The organism is Rhodoferax sp. GW821-FHT07G04, from assembly GCF_059418585.1.
Map to the genome: position 1 here is coordinate 230,959 of NZ_JBWKQD010000004.1, position 14,851 is coordinate 245,809.

The 14,851-nt window shown below is 62.9% G+C and carries 11 protein-coding genes; 10 read left to right on the forward strand and 1 reads right to left on the reverse strand.

Annotated elements, in window-relative coordinates; all coding sequences use genetic code 11:
- Window positions 1-61 precede the first annotated feature (61 nt).
- From AC07OO_RS20385 to AC07OO_RS20415, 7 genes are all read left to right on the forward strand, one after another.
- A complete protein-coding gene (locus AC07OO_RS20385) occupies window positions 62-856 on the forward strand; it encodes an SDR family oxidoreductase (RefSeq protein WP_495083975.1) in 795 nt (264 codons plus the stop codon).
- Window positions 849-1,334, forward strand: coding sequence for a PaaI family thioesterase (locus AC07OO_RS20390; RefSeq protein WP_495083976.1), 486 nt, complete (start codon window positions 849-851; stop codon window positions 1,332-1,334). The genes AC07OO_RS20385 and AC07OO_RS20390 overlap by 8 nt, the downstream gene beginning before the upstream one ends.
- An 81-nt stretch (window positions 1,335-1,415) precedes the next feature.
- Window positions 1,416-2,432 carry an NADP-dependent oxidoreductase gene (locus AC07OO_RS20395; RefSeq protein ID WP_495083977.1) on the forward strand — a complete coding sequence of 339 codons (1,017 nt, stop codon included), beginning with the start codon at window positions 1,416-1,418 and terminating at the stop codon, window positions 2,430-2,432.
- A gap of 8 nt (window positions 2,433-2,440) precedes the next feature.
- The gene (locus AC07OO_RS20400; protein WP_495083978.1) at window positions 2,441-3,379 is read left to right on the forward strand and encodes a glutathione S-transferase family protein; all 939 of its coding nucleotides are present in this window, start codon (window positions 2,441-2,443) and stop codon (window positions 3,377-3,379) included.
- Window positions 3,376-3,858, forward strand: a complete 483-nt coding sequence (locus tag AC07OO_RS20405) for a GNAT family N-acetyltransferase (protein WP_495083979.1) — start codon at window positions 3,376-3,378, stop codon at window positions 3,856-3,858. The genes AC07OO_RS20400 and AC07OO_RS20405 overlap by 4 nt, the downstream gene beginning before the upstream one ends.
- 78 nt (window positions 3,859-3,936) lie before the next feature.
- Window positions 3,937-4,845, forward strand: a complete 909-nt coding sequence (locus AC07OO_RS20410) for an SDR family oxidoreductase (RefSeq protein ID WP_495083980.1) — start codon at window positions 3,937-3,939, stop codon at window positions 4,843-4,845.
- A 306-nt stretch (window positions 4,846-5,151) separates the two neighbouring features.
- Complete coding sequence (locus tag AC07OO_RS20415; protein WP_495083981.1) at window positions 5,152-7,185, forward strand: glycosyl hydrolase family 18 protein; 2,034 nt, start codon at window positions 5,152-5,154, stop codon at window positions 7,183-7,185.
- 68 nt (window positions 7,186-7,253) lie between these two features.
- On the opposite strand, the gene AC07OO_RS20420 is transcribed toward AC07OO_RS20415, so the two are convergent.
- Window positions 7,254-8,276 (reverse strand): Gfo/Idh/MocA family protein, encoded by a 1,023-nt coding sequence (locus tag AC07OO_RS20420; protein ID WP_495083982.1) that lies wholly within the window; start codon window positions 8,274-8,276, stop codon window positions 7,254-7,256.
- Between the two features lie 56 nt (window positions 8,277-8,332).
- Between AC07OO_RS20420 and AC07OO_RS20425 the strand changes: the two genes are divergently transcribed.
- From AC07OO_RS20425 to AC07OO_RS20435, 3 genes are read left to right on the forward strand one after another with little or no spacing between them, the layout of a single operon-like run.
- The gene (locus AC07OO_RS20425; protein WP_495083983.1) at window positions 8,333-11,104 is read left to right on the forward strand and encodes an ATP-binding protein; all 2,772 of its coding nucleotides are present in this window, start codon (window positions 8,333-8,335) and stop codon (window positions 11,102-11,104) included.
- 7 nt (window positions 11,105-11,111) lie between these two features.
- On the forward strand, window positions 11,112-12,119 hold the full coding sequence (locus AC07OO_RS20430; protein WP_495083984.1) for an ABC transporter substrate-binding protein: 1,008 nt from the start codon (window positions 11,112-11,114) through the stop codon (window positions 12,117-12,119).
- Between the two features lie 21 nt (window positions 12,120-12,140).
- Complete coding sequence (locus tag AC07OO_RS20435; RefSeq protein WP_495083985.1) at window positions 12,141-14,837, forward strand: response regulator; 2,697 nt, start codon at window positions 12,141-12,143, stop codon at window positions 14,835-14,837.
- The last annotated feature ends 14 nt before the right edge of the window (window positions 14,838-14,851 follow it).

A 14,851-nucleotide genomic window follows, 5' to 3' on the forward strand; every position in this document is an offset into this window, starting at 1 on the left:
CCCTGGCTGGGCTTGTCCAAGACAATCCTGTATCGATTTGCAATCCAACGGAAGAATGAACATGACACCACGCACCATCCAAAAACTGTTCGACCTCAGTGGTAAGACGGCCCTCGTCACCGGCGGTTCGCGCGGCCTGGGCCTGCAAATGGCCCACGCCCTGGGCGAAGCCGGCGCCAAGATCATGCTGAGCTCCCGCAAGGCCGAAGACCTGGAACAAGCCGCCGCCGAATTGCAAGCCGCCGGCATTGATGCCCGCTGGATCGCAGCCGACTGCGCCAAGGATGCCGACATCCAGCGCCTGGCCGATGAGACCCTGCAGCGCATGGGCGATGTGGACATCCTGATCAACAACGCCGGCGCCTCCTGGGGTGCACCGGCCGAAGACCATCCGGCCTCGGCCTGGGACAAGGTCATGAACCTCAATGTGCGCGGCTATTTCCTGCTGAGCCAGGCCATCGCCAAGAAGAGCATGATTGAGCGCCGCTCGGGCCGCATCATCAACATCGCCTCCATTGCCGGCCTGGGTGGCAACCCTACGGCGATGAAGACTATTGCCTACAACACCTCCAAGGGCGCCGTCATCAACTTCACCCGCGCACTGGCGGCCGAGTGGGGCGCCTATGGCATCAATGTCAACACCATTTGCCCCGGCTTCTTCAAGACCAAGATGGCTGCAGTGCTGATCGAAACCATGGGTGAGGACAAGATGGCCGATCATGCGCCGCTCAAGCGCATTGGCGACGATGAAGACCTCAAGGGTTTGACCCTGCTGTTTGCGTCCGACGCCGGCAAACACATCACTGGTCAGTGGATGGCGGTCGATGGCGGCGTATCCGTGGTTACCGGTGGCTGAATCCAAAGAATCCATTTGGGAGCGCGCTGTAGGTTTTGGCGTCGATATCCCCTTCGTCAAGCTGCTGGGCTTCGAGCTGACGCGGTTTGATGGCGGGCATTCGGAGATCGTCTACGCACCCAAGCCCGAACATCTGAATTCGTTCTCGGTCACGCACGGTGGCGCTCTGATGACGCTGCTGGACGTGACCATGGCCACGGCCGCGCGCAGCCAGGTGCCTGAGATGGGCGTGGTCACCATCGAGATGAAGACCAGCTTCATGCAACCGGCCCTGCCCAGCGCAGGCGCTTTGGTGGCCAAGGGGCAGTTGATGCACCGCACTGCTACCATGGCGTTTACCCAGGCTACGGTGTTTGATGGGGCAGGGCGTGCCTGCGCGCACGCCACCGGCACCTTCAAGTTCGTCAAGCGTCTGCCTACAGGCGCCAAGACCACCCAGCCGCTGAATACCCCTTTGGGGACTATCTCTACAGATTGAATTGGCCGCTAGCCCTCGCGAAATCTGCGTGAGAAGCTAGCAATTCAATAGCAAACCATTACACCCAAGGAGTACACCACCATGCCACGCAACCAACAAATCCACCTCGACAACCGCCCCGTTGGCGAAGCCGTTGCCAGCAACTTCAAGCTGGTCGTTGCCGAGACCCCAGCCGTGCAAGACGGCCAGGTGCTGGTGCGCCACCACTTCCTGAGCCTGGACCCGTACATGCGCGGCCGCATGAACGACGCCAAGAGCTACGCCCAACCCCAGGCCCTGGGCCAGACCATGGGCGGCGGCACGGTGGGCGAGATCGCCGAATCCCGCAACCCCAAGTTCGCTGTCGGCGACAAGGTTGTCGGCATGGGCGGTTGGCAGGAATACAGCGTGGTCGATGCCACGCAACCCGGCGCGCTGCGCAAGGTCGACACCACGCACGTGCCCTTAAGCGCCTACCTGGGCGCCGTCGGCATGCCCGGCGTCACCGCCTGGTATGGCCTGGTCAAGATCTGCACCCCCAAGGCCGGCGAGACCATGGTCGTGAGCGCCGCCACGGGTGCCGTCGGCAGCGCGTTTGCCGCCCTGTCCAAGGCCCGCGGCTGCCGCACGGTGGGCATTGCCGGTGGCCCGGACAAATGCAAATACGCGGTCGACGAGCTGGGTTTTGACGCCTGCATCGACTACAAATTGCATGACAACGCTGCGTCGCTGTCCAAGGCCGTGGCCGAAGCCTGCCCCGATGGCATTGACGGCTATTTCGAAAACGTGGGTGGCATGGTGCTGGACGCTGTGTTGCCCCGCATGAACGCCTTTGGCCGCATAGCAGTGTGCGGCATGATTGCCGGCTACAACGGCGCACCGCTGCCCTTGACCTATCCAGCCCTGATACTGACCAACCGCCTGACGGTTCGCGGCTTCATCGTCAGCGAGCACATGGAAGTCTGGCCCGAAGCCCTGACCGAACTGGGTACCTTGGTGGCCACCGGCAAGTTGAAAGCCCGAGAGTCGATTGCGCATGGCATTGCGGCGGCGCCCGAGGCCTTCCTGGGCCTGCTCAAGGGCAAGAATTTCGGCAAACAACTGGTGAAGCTCATCTGAAAGCCACTATGACAGACATCATCCTGCACCACTACGCCACGTCGCCATTCTCTGAGAAAGTGCGGCTCGTACTGGGCCACAAGAAACTGCCGTGGAAGTCTGTCCTCGTGCCGGCCATCATGCCCAAGCCCGATGTGCAGGCGCTGACCGGCGGCTATCGCAAGACGCCGTTCCTGCAAATCGGTTCCGACATCTACTGCGACAGTGCCCTGATCTGTGACGTGCTGGAGCACATCCAGCCCGCGCCCACGCTGTACCCTGAGTCGCACAAGGGCCTGGCCCGCGTGCTGGCCCAGTGGGCCGACACCACGCTGTTCTGGGCCGCCATGGCCTACAACCTGCAGCCCAAGGGCGCGATGACGATGTTCGAGTCGCTGGACACGGCCAAGGCCTTTGGCGCGGACCGCACGGCTATGAGCGTGGGCATGACGCGGCTGCGTCCCGGCGATGCCGCGGCGGCCTACCGGTCCTACCTGCGCCGCCTGGCCAATATGCTGGATGACGGCAGTAGCTTCCTCATGGGCAACACCCCCTGCGTGGCGGATTTCGCGGCCTACCACCCGCTGTGGTTCACCCGTTCGCGCGTGCCAGTGATGGCGGGCATCTTGGACGCGACCCCCCAGTTGCTGGCGTGGATGGACCGCATGGCGGCCATAGGCCATGCCAGCTCAGAGGAGATGTCTGCTATCGATGCGATAGCGGCATGTGCAGCTTCCACGAGGGCTGGAACGTTGATCGACGATACCTTCCAGGATGAGCACGGCATCCCTCTGGGTAGCCAGGTGACGGTAGCCGCCGAGACTTTTGGCCCCGAGGCGACCGAGGGCGAACTGGTAGCCGCCACCCGCACGCGCTACACACTCAAGCGTGTGGACCCGCGGGCTGGCACCGTGTATGTGCACTTTCCGCGCATCGGCTACGTGCTCAAGGCGGTGCAGGCCGCATGAGTACCGCATCGCAGACAACAACACCTGCCGCCGCGTTGGATTGGAAGCTCTGCGCCCTCGGTGCACTGAGCATCCCCGAGCTGTATGCCATGTTGCAGTTGCGCAGCGAAGTCTTTGTGGTGGAGCAGAACTGCATCTTCCAGGACATGGATGGCAGCGATGACCAGGCCATGCACCTGCTGGGTAGCAGGGGCGGTCAACTGGTGGCCTATGCGCGCCTCTTCCCGGCCGGCATCAAGTTCGCCGAGGCCAGCATAGGCCGTGTGGTCACCCGCAGTAGCGCCCGTGGCGGTGGCCTGGGCCATGCCTTGATCCAAGAGGCCATTGCGGCCGTGCACAAGCAGTGGGGCCAACAGCGCATACGCATTGGCGCTCAGGCGCGGCTCAAGGCCTATTACAGCCAACATGGTTTCGTCGATGTGGGTGTGCCCTATATCGAAGACGGCATCGACCATATCGAAATGGTCTGGAGTCCATAGCCCCCCACGCTCCGGGGCCCTCGCACCTTGGGGCGTCCCGGCGGCGTCCTTATCCAAAACCAGAGGAGTTTTCCTTCGATGATTTCTGACTTCAAAAACAAGACCGCCGTATTGACCGGCGCAGGCTCCGGCTTTGGCCTGGAGTGCGCCCGCATTGGCGCCAAGCTGGGCATGAACCTGGTGCTGGTGGATGTGCAGCAGGACGCGCTGGACCAGGCCGTGGCTGAAATGCAGGCTGCAGGCGCACCGGTGTTGGCCATGCGCGTGGACGTGTCCAAGGCCGACCAGATGCAGGCATTAGCAGACGCCACTTTCAAGCGCTTTGGTGCACCGCACTTTGTGTTCAACAACGCCGGCGTCGGTTCCGGCGGCCTGATCTGGGAAAACACAGTGCAAGACTGGGAATGGGTCATGGGTGTCAACGTCATGGGCGTGGTGCACGGCGTGCGCCTGTTCACACCGATGATGCTGGCGGCCGCCGAAGCCGACCCCAGCTACCGCGGCCATATCGTCAACACCGCCAGCATGGCCGGCCTGGTCAATGGGCCGAACATGGGCGTCTACAACGTCAGCAAGCATGCAGTCGTTGCCTTGAGCGAGACGCTGTACCAGGACCTGGCGCTGGTGACCGACCAGATCGGCGCCAGCGTGCTGTGCCCCTTCTTCGTGGCCACCGGCATCAGCCAGAGCCACCGCAACCGGCCCGAGGCGTTCAAGGCCGAGGGCGTCAAGCCCACGCGCAGCCAACTGATCGGCCAGGCCATGAGTGACAAGGCTGTGCACAGCGGCAAGGTCTCGGCGGCCGAGGTGGCGCAAAAGGTGTTTGATGCCGTGGCCGCCAACCAGTTCTATATCTACAGCCACCCCAAGGCCCTATCCTCGGTGCAAGTGCGCCTGGAAGACGTGGTACTGGCCCGCAACCCCACCGACCCCTTTGCCCACAAGCCGGAGCTGGGTGTGGAGCTGAAGAAGGCGTTGCGCGGCTAAGACTGCAGTCTCCGCATCTCAGTGCATTGGTTTTTAACTGGTATCTTTGATGCGATAGAGACGATTGCCTGTTCGGGGTTGTAATTGAGCGTTACCACCAATTACAAGTGGTATGGTCGATTTCCTAGCGTAAGCACTGATACCAAAAATCGCTTTGGTATTTACATTGCATACCACTATAAGATCAATTCAGACCAGATCTTGTAGTTGGTTGCCGTTGGGCCCCGCCTACCTTGGATGGACTCCATAAACGTCGACTTTTCCTGTGCGGTCTGCTTTGACTCGATCCATAGAAAGGTCTCTTTCATGCGAATTCGTTTATCCCATTTGTTGACGGTGCTGGCCATGACCAGTGGCGCCGGGCAGGCGCTGGCATACGACTGCACCGGTGTGCCCACCTGGACAAGCAGCGATATTTACGTTGCCAACAACCTTGTTAAATCTGACAACAAGGCCTACCAAGCTAAATGGTGGACCCAGAACAACCCGCCGGTCAGCAACTCTGGCCAGTGGGATGTCTGGCGTCCATTGGGTGACTGCACGGGCAACCCGCCGACCGACACCACGCCACCCACAGTACCGGGTGGTTTGACCAGCACGGGCCAGACCAGCAGCAGCATTTCATTAACCTGGGGCGCATCCACGGATGCCGGAAGCGGTGTGGCCAACTACCAGGTCTTCCGCGGAGCCGCGTTGGTGGCATCGCCCACCACGACGAGCTACACCGACACCGGCCTGAGCGCTGGCACCAATTACAGCTACACGGTTCGCGCGCGGGACCAGGCTGGCAATGTATCTGCCGCCAGCGCTGCCCTGATGGTCAACACCAGCAACGGAGCTTGCACCAGCGCACCCTTGGCGCCCACCGGTCTGAATTCGCCGAGCCACAGCTCCAACTCGGTCAACTTGGCGTGGTTTGCATCCGCTGCCGGCCCCAATTGCACGGTGCAGTACCGGGTGATGCAAGGCGGGCAGCTGGCCGCCCAATCGGCCACCACCGCCACACTGATTGGTAGCTTAGCACCCGACACCACCTACAGCTATACGGTGGTCGCAGTCAACCAGGCAGGGTCATCCCCACCGTCCGCGGCTATCAGCGTGCGTACGGACGCGGCCACCCAAACCGGCGCCAAACGGGTGCTGGGCTACTTCGCACAGTGGGGTATTTATGGGCGCAACTACCTGGTCAAGGACATTGATGCCGGTGGCGCTGGTGCGCGCCTGACCCACATCAACTACGCCTTTGGCAATGTGCGCAACAACATCTGCGAAGTGGGCTTGACGGTGCCGTCAAGCGAAAGCACCGGCGCGGGCGGTGATGCGTTTGCCGACTACACCAAGGCGTTCCAGGCAGCACAGAGTGTGGATGGCGTGGCCGACACCTGGGACAAGCCTCTGCGCGGAAGCTGGGGCCAGTTGAAGAAACTGAAGGCTAAGTACCCGCAGCTCAAAGTGCTGATTTCACTGGGTGGCTGGACCTACTCCCGAGGCTTCAGCAGTGCGGCCCGGCCCGAGAATCGCCAAGCCTTCGTTGCCTCCTGCATCGATGCCTACATCCGCGGCAACCTGCCGGTGTCGGACGGCGCTGGCGGACCCGGGGCGGCTGCAGGCGTATTTGACGGCATCGACATCGACTGGGAATACCCGGCTGCCTGCGGTCTGGCTTGCGGTGGCAGCGAAGACACCGTCAACTACACGGCGCTGCTGGCAGAGTTCCGTCGCCAGCTCGATGCGGTGCGTCCCGGCTTGTTGTTGACCATTGCAACGGGTGCCGGCATTGACAAAATCCGTGTCACGCAGCCCGACAAGTACCACCCCTATGTGGATGCCATCAACGTCATGACCTATGACTTCCATGGCGCCTTCGAAAGCACCACCAACTTCCATTCGCCACTGTACGGTTCACCCGCGGACCCATCCACCGGGGATGCGCGTAGCTACAACACCGACCAGGCGCTGCAGGCCTTCCTGACACGTGGCGTGCCCGCGAAGAAGTTGACACTGGGCATTGGCTTCTACGGCCGGGGTTGGACCAACGTGCCCAACATCAACAACGGCAAGTACCAAAGCGGCACCGGTGCACCGGGCACCTACGAGAGCGGCATTGAGGACTACAAGGTGCTCAAGAACCTCAACTACCCCAGCTTTGTCGACCCGGTCACGCGCGCCCAGTGGATCTACAACGGCAGCACGTTCTGGAGCTACGACACGCCTGCGCAGATTGCCGAGAAGATGCAATACGCCAAGACCAACGGCCTGGGCGGTGCCTTCTTCTGGGAGTTCAGCGGCGATGACAGCAACTCCACCTTGCTCAAGGCCGTAAGCGACGGTTTGAAGTAATCGCGCGCGGCACGTTTATCCAAAGAACACCCGCTGCTTTGCTGCAGCGGGTTTTTTTACGGCTGTTTTCAAACCTCAAACGGGTAGCGCACGCCCATCTGGGTACGCATGGCATCCATCCAGCCCAGAGTCGCCAGTGTCTCGGCATGGGACATATGCGGGCTTTCGATCAGTCCGGCGCGAATGCAGCGCATGGCCTCCACGACTTCACCCTCAAAACCATTGATCGCAAACGGCGCTTGCACCCGCTGCTGCGGCGCGGTACCGGCCTGTAAGACAACTTCGGTGGCTTCCCAGAAGTTGTGCGGGGCACTGATCCAGCCGCGCTCGCCCTGGATACGCAACGCATTGTCGGCTTGGCCATCGAAGCCGCACACCAACTGCGACACGACATCGCCATCCAATGCCAGCGTGGCCGCCAGTCGCTGGTCTACGCCGGTCGGTGCCAGCACGCTGTGTACCTGCAGGTCACGCAGGGCAGGGCAGGCGCCTAGTGCCATTTGCAGCACCCAGCGTGTGACGCTGAGGTTGTAGACACCGATGTCCAGCAGCGCACCGCCGGCCAGTTCGGGCGCATAGAGACGGCTGTCCAGGCCTTCCGTGGCGGCGAAGCAAAAGCTCGATTGGATGGACCGCACACGGCCTATGGCGCCGCTCTGCAGCCAGTCACCCATATGCGCATAGGCCGGCAGAAAGCGTGTCCATAGCGCCTCCATCAGGAAGACCTTGTTGCGCTGTGCCAATGCCATCAGGCTCAGGGCCTGTGCCACATTGGGCACTAGCGGTTTTTCGCACAACACCGGTTTGCCAGCCGCCAGGCAGCGCTGCACGGCGTCGTGGTGCTGGGCGTGGGGTGTGGCGATGTACACCGCGTCCACGCTGGGGTCGGTCAGCACCGCATCCCAGTCGGTGGCGGCGCGAACCGTGCCGTCACTGTGCTTGGACCAGCTTGCGGCAAAGGCCTGGGCGCGCGCGGCGTCGCGCCCCAAAACCCAGGCCAGACGCGTATCGGGCAGGCCTTGCACGGCCTGTGCAAAACGGTGGGCAATGCGCCCCGGCCCCACCAGGGCCCATGTGAATGTTGTGGTCATAGCAAACCCGGTGTTATGCGCATTGCAATGTAGACAGGCTGCCGTATTATGTGTCCATGAACAAAATAGGCCAGGGAGTAGCACTGACTGCAGGCATCGCTCTGTGCTATTTTTTACTGGGCAAATTGGGCCTGGCCTCGGCCCTGCCACCGGGCTATGTGTCCGCCATCTGGCCCGCTGCCGGTTTTGCCTTTGCCGTTACCGTGGTGCGGGGCGCCAAGGCCACTTGGTTGGGCATCTTCCTTGGATCCGTTGTGACCAATGCAACGGTAGGTGGTAGCTTCCATCTGAGCATGGTTGCGGTCTGTATCGCCGTCGGCTCCGCGGTGCAGGCGGCCATCGGTGGCACCGCGCTGAAACGCCTGATGCCTGAGCTGGAACTCAACGACCCGCGCACCGTGGTGCGCTTCTCGCTGCTGGGGGTGGCCTCGTGCCTGATCGCCGCGACGGTGGGCAACCTGACCTTGCTGGCCCATGGCTATATCGCGTTGGCGCAGGTACCGCAGAGTTTTGTGACCTGGTGGCTGGGCGACGCTTTTGGAGTGCAAATATTCGCCCCGCTGACGCTGGTGGTGCTGGCCCCTGACAGGGTATGGCGCCAGCGCCGTGTCTCGGTCGGGCTGCCCTTGTTGGTGGCCTTTTTATTGTCCGGCGCCATCTACCTGTTTGTGCGCGATGCCGATGAGCGTCAGCTGCGTCGCGATTTCGCCGCCGCGGTTGCCCCCTTTGAGAACGAGTTCCGCGCGCTGGAACAAACCAATGGCCAAGCCCTGCGCCAACTCGCGGCCAGCTACAGCCTACGGGGCACGCTGCCCGGTGCGGAATTCACCCCGGTGGCGGCCGAGGTGTCCAAGTCTCTGCCCAGCCTACGGGCCATTTCCTGGGCGCCTGTGCTTGATGCCGCCGCACAGGTGGCCTATGCCAAGGCCGTGCAGCAAGCTGACGCCACTGCCGCTGGCGCACCCCGACCCGTGCATTGGCCCACCGGGTTCAGCCGCAGCGACGATGGGCTCGTGGCCCCAGTGACCATGATCTACCCCTTGCCCGGCAATGAACCCGTGTTGGGTATGGATCTGCTGGGTGAGCCCACGCGCGCGGTCGCGCTGCGCAACGCACTGGTCAGCGGGCAACTGGCGATGACTTCGCCGGTGCGGCTGACGCAAGACCCGCAGGGCCCCGGCGCTGTGTTGCTGTTCGCCCCCATCCAGACCGGAACGGCACAGGGGGTGTTGTCTGGCGTCATCAATCTGCGCGTCATAGACCAGGCGCTGCAGGCCATACCCGGCGCGGTCTGGGAACTGCGCGAGGGGCTAACCACCGGGGAGCGCACCATCTGGCAGAGCAGCAAGCTCGTGATGCCGGAGTTTGTGGGCAGCACCTTTCTGGACCGAGTGGGCGTCTACAGCCAGCAGCGTGTCAAGATGGGCGGCAAGGAGTGGCATTTACTGCTGCACTTGCCCCATAGCCGCCTGGCCGCCGACACCAGCAGCAGCCCGCTGCTGGTGCTGATGATGGCCTTGTTCGCTTGCGCCATGGTGGCCCACTTTGCATTGATACGCACCGGCGAGCAGGAGCGCATCCGGGCCGAGGTTCAGGAAAAAACCGCTGCTCTCAATGCCGAAATCGCAGACCGCAAGGCCTACCAGGAGGCGCTGGAGCAGGCCAAGCAACTGGCCGAGAGTGCCAACCTGGCCAAGAGCCAGTTTTTGGCCACGATGTCGCACGAAATCCGCACGCCAATGAACGGCATCCTGGGCATGGCCCAGCTGCTGATGATGGATGGGCAGACCGAGGCCAAGCGCAAGGAGTTCGTGCGCACCATTCTGGGCTCGGGCCAGGCCTTGCTGGCCATACTCAATGACATCCTGGACCTGTCCAAGATCGAGGCCGGCAAGATGGAGCTCAACCTCAGCCCCTTTGACGCGGTGGCGCTGGTCGAGGATGTGGCGGCCCTGTTCCGTGAGTCGGCCAAGACCAAGGGCCTGAGCCTGGTGGTGCGGGTGGTCGACAACGGCGCCCGCTACATGGGCGACCCGATACGCTTGCGCCAGATGCTGTCGAACTATGTGGGCAATGCCATCAAATTTTCCGAGAAGGGCGAGATCGCCATTGAGTTGGCGGAGGGCGTGAATCCGCAGGGCGAGACCACGCTGGAGTTCTCGGTGCGCGACCAGGGCATGGGCATCAACCAGGGCAAGCTGGCCGAACTGTTCAAGCCCTTTGTCCAGGCCGACGCCTCGGCCACCCGGCGTTTTGGGGGCACCGGCTTGGGCCTGTCCATCGTGCGCCGCCTGGCCCAGCGCATGCAGGGCGACGTGGGGGTATACAGCCAGGTCGGAGAGGGCTCGCGCTTCTGGTTCACCGTGGTCTGCCCGCGCGTGGTGCGCAACCCGGACGCCCGGCGCATTGGGCGTGATCAGGATCAGGGTTCCACGTCGGCGGATGCGGCTTTGCGCGGCGGCTGGGTGCTGGTGGTGGATGACAACGTCATCAACCGCATGGTGGCGCAGAACATGCTGCTGCGCTTGGGGTTGCAGGTGCGCTGTGTCGAAAATGGCCAGGAAGCGCTGGACACCCTGTCGGCCTATGCATCCGATCCGCCGCTCTTTGTACTGATGGATTGCCAGATGCCGATCATGGACGGCTATGCCGCCACCCGCGCCATACGCGCCAGCGAGCAAGCCAGCGGCGCCCCGCGCTTGCGCATCATTGCGCTGACCGCCGGGGCCTTCGAATCCGACCGCCAGATGTGCCTGGAGGCTGGCATGGACGAATACGTGGCCAAGCCCATTGCGTTTGACCAACTCTCCCAAATCGTCAACGGGTGATCCTGTCATGCATGCACCCCATCTCAACCGCAACCGGGTTCGGCGGCTCCTGACCCAAGGGCTGCTGGCTTGCGCAGGCATCTGCCTGTTGGTGGGCCTGCCTGCCTGGGGCGCCGGCTTGCGCGTCGCCGTGGCCAGCAGTCCGCTATCCACTCCTTTTTTTGTGGCCGACAAACAGGGCTATTTCAAGGACGAGGGCCTGGACGTCGTCTCGGTTGCTTGCCCATCTGGTGGGGCTTGCCTCAAGCAGTTGCTGGAGTCCGATGTGCAATTCGCCACGGCGTCTGATCTGCCCATCACCTTTCGCAGCTTTGAAGCTGTGCCATTCCGGGTGCTGGCCACGTTTGCGATGTCCAGCAACGACGTGCACCTGATCACCCGAAAAAGCTCGGGCATCAAATCCACCAAGGACCTCAAAGGCCGCCGCGTCGCGCTGGTGCGCGGCACCTCGGGGCAGTATGTGCTGGACCTGACCCTGCTGGCCGCCGGGCTGGACCCGCGCACCGTCACCATCGTGGACCTGGACGTACAGCATCTGGATGCGGCCGCTGCGAATCCGCAGATCGATGCCTATACCCTGTTCCAGCCGGGCGCGCAGGCATTGCGCAAACTGCTGGGCTCCGACACTTACGTGATACCCGCGCCGCGCCTCTACACGCTGACCTTCAACCTGGTGGCACTGCGGGACAAGCCCGGCCCGTCCGAAGAGGATCAGGTCAAGCTGCTGCGGGCGCTGGCCCGTGCCGTGGACTACATCAAGGCCGAGCCGGTGCTCAGCATGCGCATACTGCAAGAGCGCCTGAAGATGGATGCCAGCGACATCGCCACCCTGTGGCCCGATTACCGCTTCGCACTCAGCCTGAACCAGTCGTTGATCGCTGCGCTGGAGTCCACCGCACACTGGGCCATCCAGGAGCAACTGGTCAAGGCCAGCGTAGCGCCCAACTACTTGGACTTCATCGACGTGCGCCCGCTCAAGCGCGTGCAGCCATCGGCGGTGACGGTCATCAAATAAGTCCCCACAGGGCCTTCACCCATGCGCCTGCGCAGACTCTTGAAACTCATCAGCGTGGTCAGCGTGGTGACGACGCTGGCCGTGGGCCTGGTGGTCGTCAAGCTCTCCCAACGGCTGATTGAGGTCGGGGTCGAATTGCAGCGTGTCAAGGCCATTGCCGACGATACAACCTCGCTGTTGCTGATTACCGATGACGCCGTTCTAGAGCATTCGGACCGTGCGGCTGAGCAGTGGTGGGTGCGCCACGATGACATTGCCGCCATTCTGGGCTCGGCGGATTCTGGTGCGACGGGCGGCCCTTTTGCCGACTTGGTCGGCAGTTTGCGCGAGCGGCACCAACGGGTGGGTGAGCTCTTCCGCGGGGTGTTCGATAACAGCGTGGATCTGGAGCCCCGGCTGATGGCCAGGCGCCGCACCCTGATGGTTGGTCGGCTCCTGATCGAAGTGGCGGCCATGGTAGAGGAAACCAACCGCTGGGAGAACCTGGTGATTGAGGAGCGCGACAAGAGCGAGGACAGCCTGCGCTGGGCGGCCAGGGGCTTGTTGGCCGTGTTTGCGTTGGCCTTGGGGCTCGTGATCGCCGTTGCCATGCGGCGCCTGATACTGCCGCTGTCGCAATTGGAAGCCGCCAGCAAGGAGGTTGCCCAGGGCAATTTTGGCCTGAAGTTGCCCGAGGGTCGCAGCGATGAATTCGGTGATGTGTCGCAGGCCTTCAACCAGATGACCACGGCATTGGAACGCCAGACTGCGGCACTCTCCCAGGCTAGGGATACCGCCGAAGCGGCCATGCATGCCAAGTCCGACTTCCTGGCCACGATGAGCCATGAAATCCGCACGCCGATGAACGGCATCCTGGGCATGCTCAAGCTGCTGCAGCACACCGAATTGACGACACGCCAGGCCGACTACGTGCGCAATGCCGAGGGCGCCACACAGTCGCTGTTGGGCATCATCAACGACATACTGGATTTCTCCAAGGTGGATGCCGGCAAGCTGGAGCTTGACAGTGCGCGTTTCGGGCTGGACGAATTGCTGCGCGAACTCTCGGTGATGCTCTCGGCCAGCGGCGATAAGCGGAGGCTGGAGGTACTGTTTTCCGTGCCGGCGGATGTGCCCATGGCTCTGGTGGGCGACGCGTTGCGGCTGCGCCAGGTTTTGCTGAATCTGGCCGGCAATGCGATCAAGTTCACCGAGCAGGGCGAAGTGGTCGTCGGCGTGCGGCTGGTGTCAAAGGATGCGGACTATGCGTCCCTGGAGTTTTCCGTCCGCGACACCGGCATTGGTATTCCCGAGCAGAAGCTGGGCTACATCTTTGAGGGCTTCAGCCAGGCGGAATCTTCCACCACACGCCGCTTCGGTGGCACCGGCCTGGGGCTGGCCATCAGCAAGCGCCTGGTCGGATTGATGGGCGGCGATTTGCAGGTGGAGAGCCGGGTGGGCAAGGGCAGCCGCTTTTTCTTCACGGTGCGTCTGGCCATGGCACCGGCAACGTTGGCGGCAGCCAAACCGGTCGATCCACCGACGGCGATGCGGGTGCTGGTCGTCGACGACTATCCCTTGGCCCAGGAGTTGCTGGCCGCGATGGTGGAGTCACTGGGCTGGGCCTGCACCTGTGTCGGCAGCGGCGAGGCGGCGCTGGCCTATCTGCAGGATCCCGCCACGCGGCCCCACCAGCTCATCGTCATCGACTGGCACATGACGGGCATGGATGGCTGGGAGACCGCCCGGCGCATCCGCCGCCTGCCGCACAGCGGCGCGCCGCCCATCGTGCTGATGACTGCTGCCACCGGGCATGAGCACCAGCACCAGAAGTCGCCCCGCGAGCTGGAATTGATCAATGGCACGCTGGTCAAACCCATCACGGCTGCGATGCTGCTGCATGCCGTCGACGATGTGCGGGCGCAGCGCGCTGGCGGCCAGCCGATGCAGGCTGCGGCCGCAGTCGGCCACCAACTGGCGGGGTTGCGGCTGTTGGTGGTCGAAGACAATGTGCTCAACCAGCAGGTCGCGCGCGAGCTGCTGGAACGCAGTGGCGCACAAGCCAGCATTGCGGACGGTGGCCTGACCGGTGTGGAACTGGCCCTGGCCTCCGACCCGCCGTTTGACGCCATCCTGATGGATTTGCAGATGCCCGACATCGACGGTTTTGAGGCAACGCGGCGCATACACGCCGAGCCGCGCCTGCATGGCATCCCCATCATTGCGATGACGGCCAACGCCATGGAGTCGGACAAGGCTGAGTGCCGTGCCGCCGGTATGTGCGACCATGTGGCCAAGCCCATCAATCTGGAGCAGTTGATTGCCGCCATCCTGCGCCATACCGTCCCCCCTGCACAGGCCAAACCGCTGGCCCAGGCCGTCGTTGATGTGGGCATGGCCGTGCAGCGCCTGGGGGGTAGCCAGGAGTTCTACCAGACCATTGTTGGGGTGTTTCTGCACGACGGTGTCAAACAATTCAAGGAACTGGCCCAGCGGATTGCACAAAACGACTACGCCACGGCGCTGCGCAATGCCCATACACTGAAGGGTCTGGCAGCAACGGTTGGCGCCAACCCGCTGGCCGCAGCGGCGGCGCAGGCCGAGTTGATGGTCAAGCGGCTGAACAGCCCCGAAGCCGAAGACGGCACATCGGAAAGCTTGCAGGCAGCGATGGCCCAATTGGATGAACAATTGACACTGACTTTGCAGGCCTTGGAGGCCCATGCGCCTGCGGCTTAGGGCGGGTGGCCCGC

Excerpts from the sequence above, each read along its gene's own strand:
- AC07OO_RS20410 (WP_495083980.1), top strand. The coding sequence starts at position 3,937 with ATGATTTCTGACTTCAAAAACAAGACCGCCGTATTGACCGGCGCAGGC.
- AC07OO_RS20435 (WP_495083985.1), top strand. The coding sequence starts at position 12,141 with ATGCGCCTGCGCAGACTCTTGAAACTCATCAGCGTGGTCAGCGTGGTG.
- AC07OO_RS20415 (WP_495083981.1), top strand. The coding sequence starts at position 5,152 with ATGCGAATTCGTTTATCCCATTTGTTGACGGTGCTGGCCATGACCAGT.
- AC07OO_RS20395 (WP_495083977.1), top strand. The coding sequence starts at position 1,416 with ATGCCACGCAACCAACAAATCCACCTCGACAACCGCCCCGTTGGCGAA.
- AC07OO_RS20400 (WP_495083978.1), top strand. The coding sequence starts at position 2,441 with ATGACAGACATCATCCTGCACCACTACGCCACGTCGCCATTCTCTGAG.
- AC07OO_RS20420 (WP_495083982.1), bottom strand. The coding sequence starts at position 8,276 with ATGACCACAACATTCACATGGGCCCTGGTGGGGCCGGGGCGCATTGCC.
- AC07OO_RS20430 (WP_495083984.1), top strand. The coding sequence starts at position 11,112 with ATGCATGCACCCCATCTCAACCGCAACCGGGTTCGGCGGCTCCTGACC.
- AC07OO_RS20385 (WP_495083975.1), top strand. The coding sequence starts at position 62 with ATGACACCACGCACCATCCAAAAACTGTTCGACCTCAGTGGTAAGACG.
- AC07OO_RS20405 (WP_495083979.1), top strand. The coding sequence starts at position 3,376 with ATGAGTACCGCATCGCAGACAACAACACCTGCCGCCGCGTTGGATTGG.
- AC07OO_RS20425 (WP_495083983.1), top strand. The coding sequence starts at position 8,333 with ATGAACAAAATAGGCCAGGGAGTAGCACTGACTGCAGGCATCGCTCTG.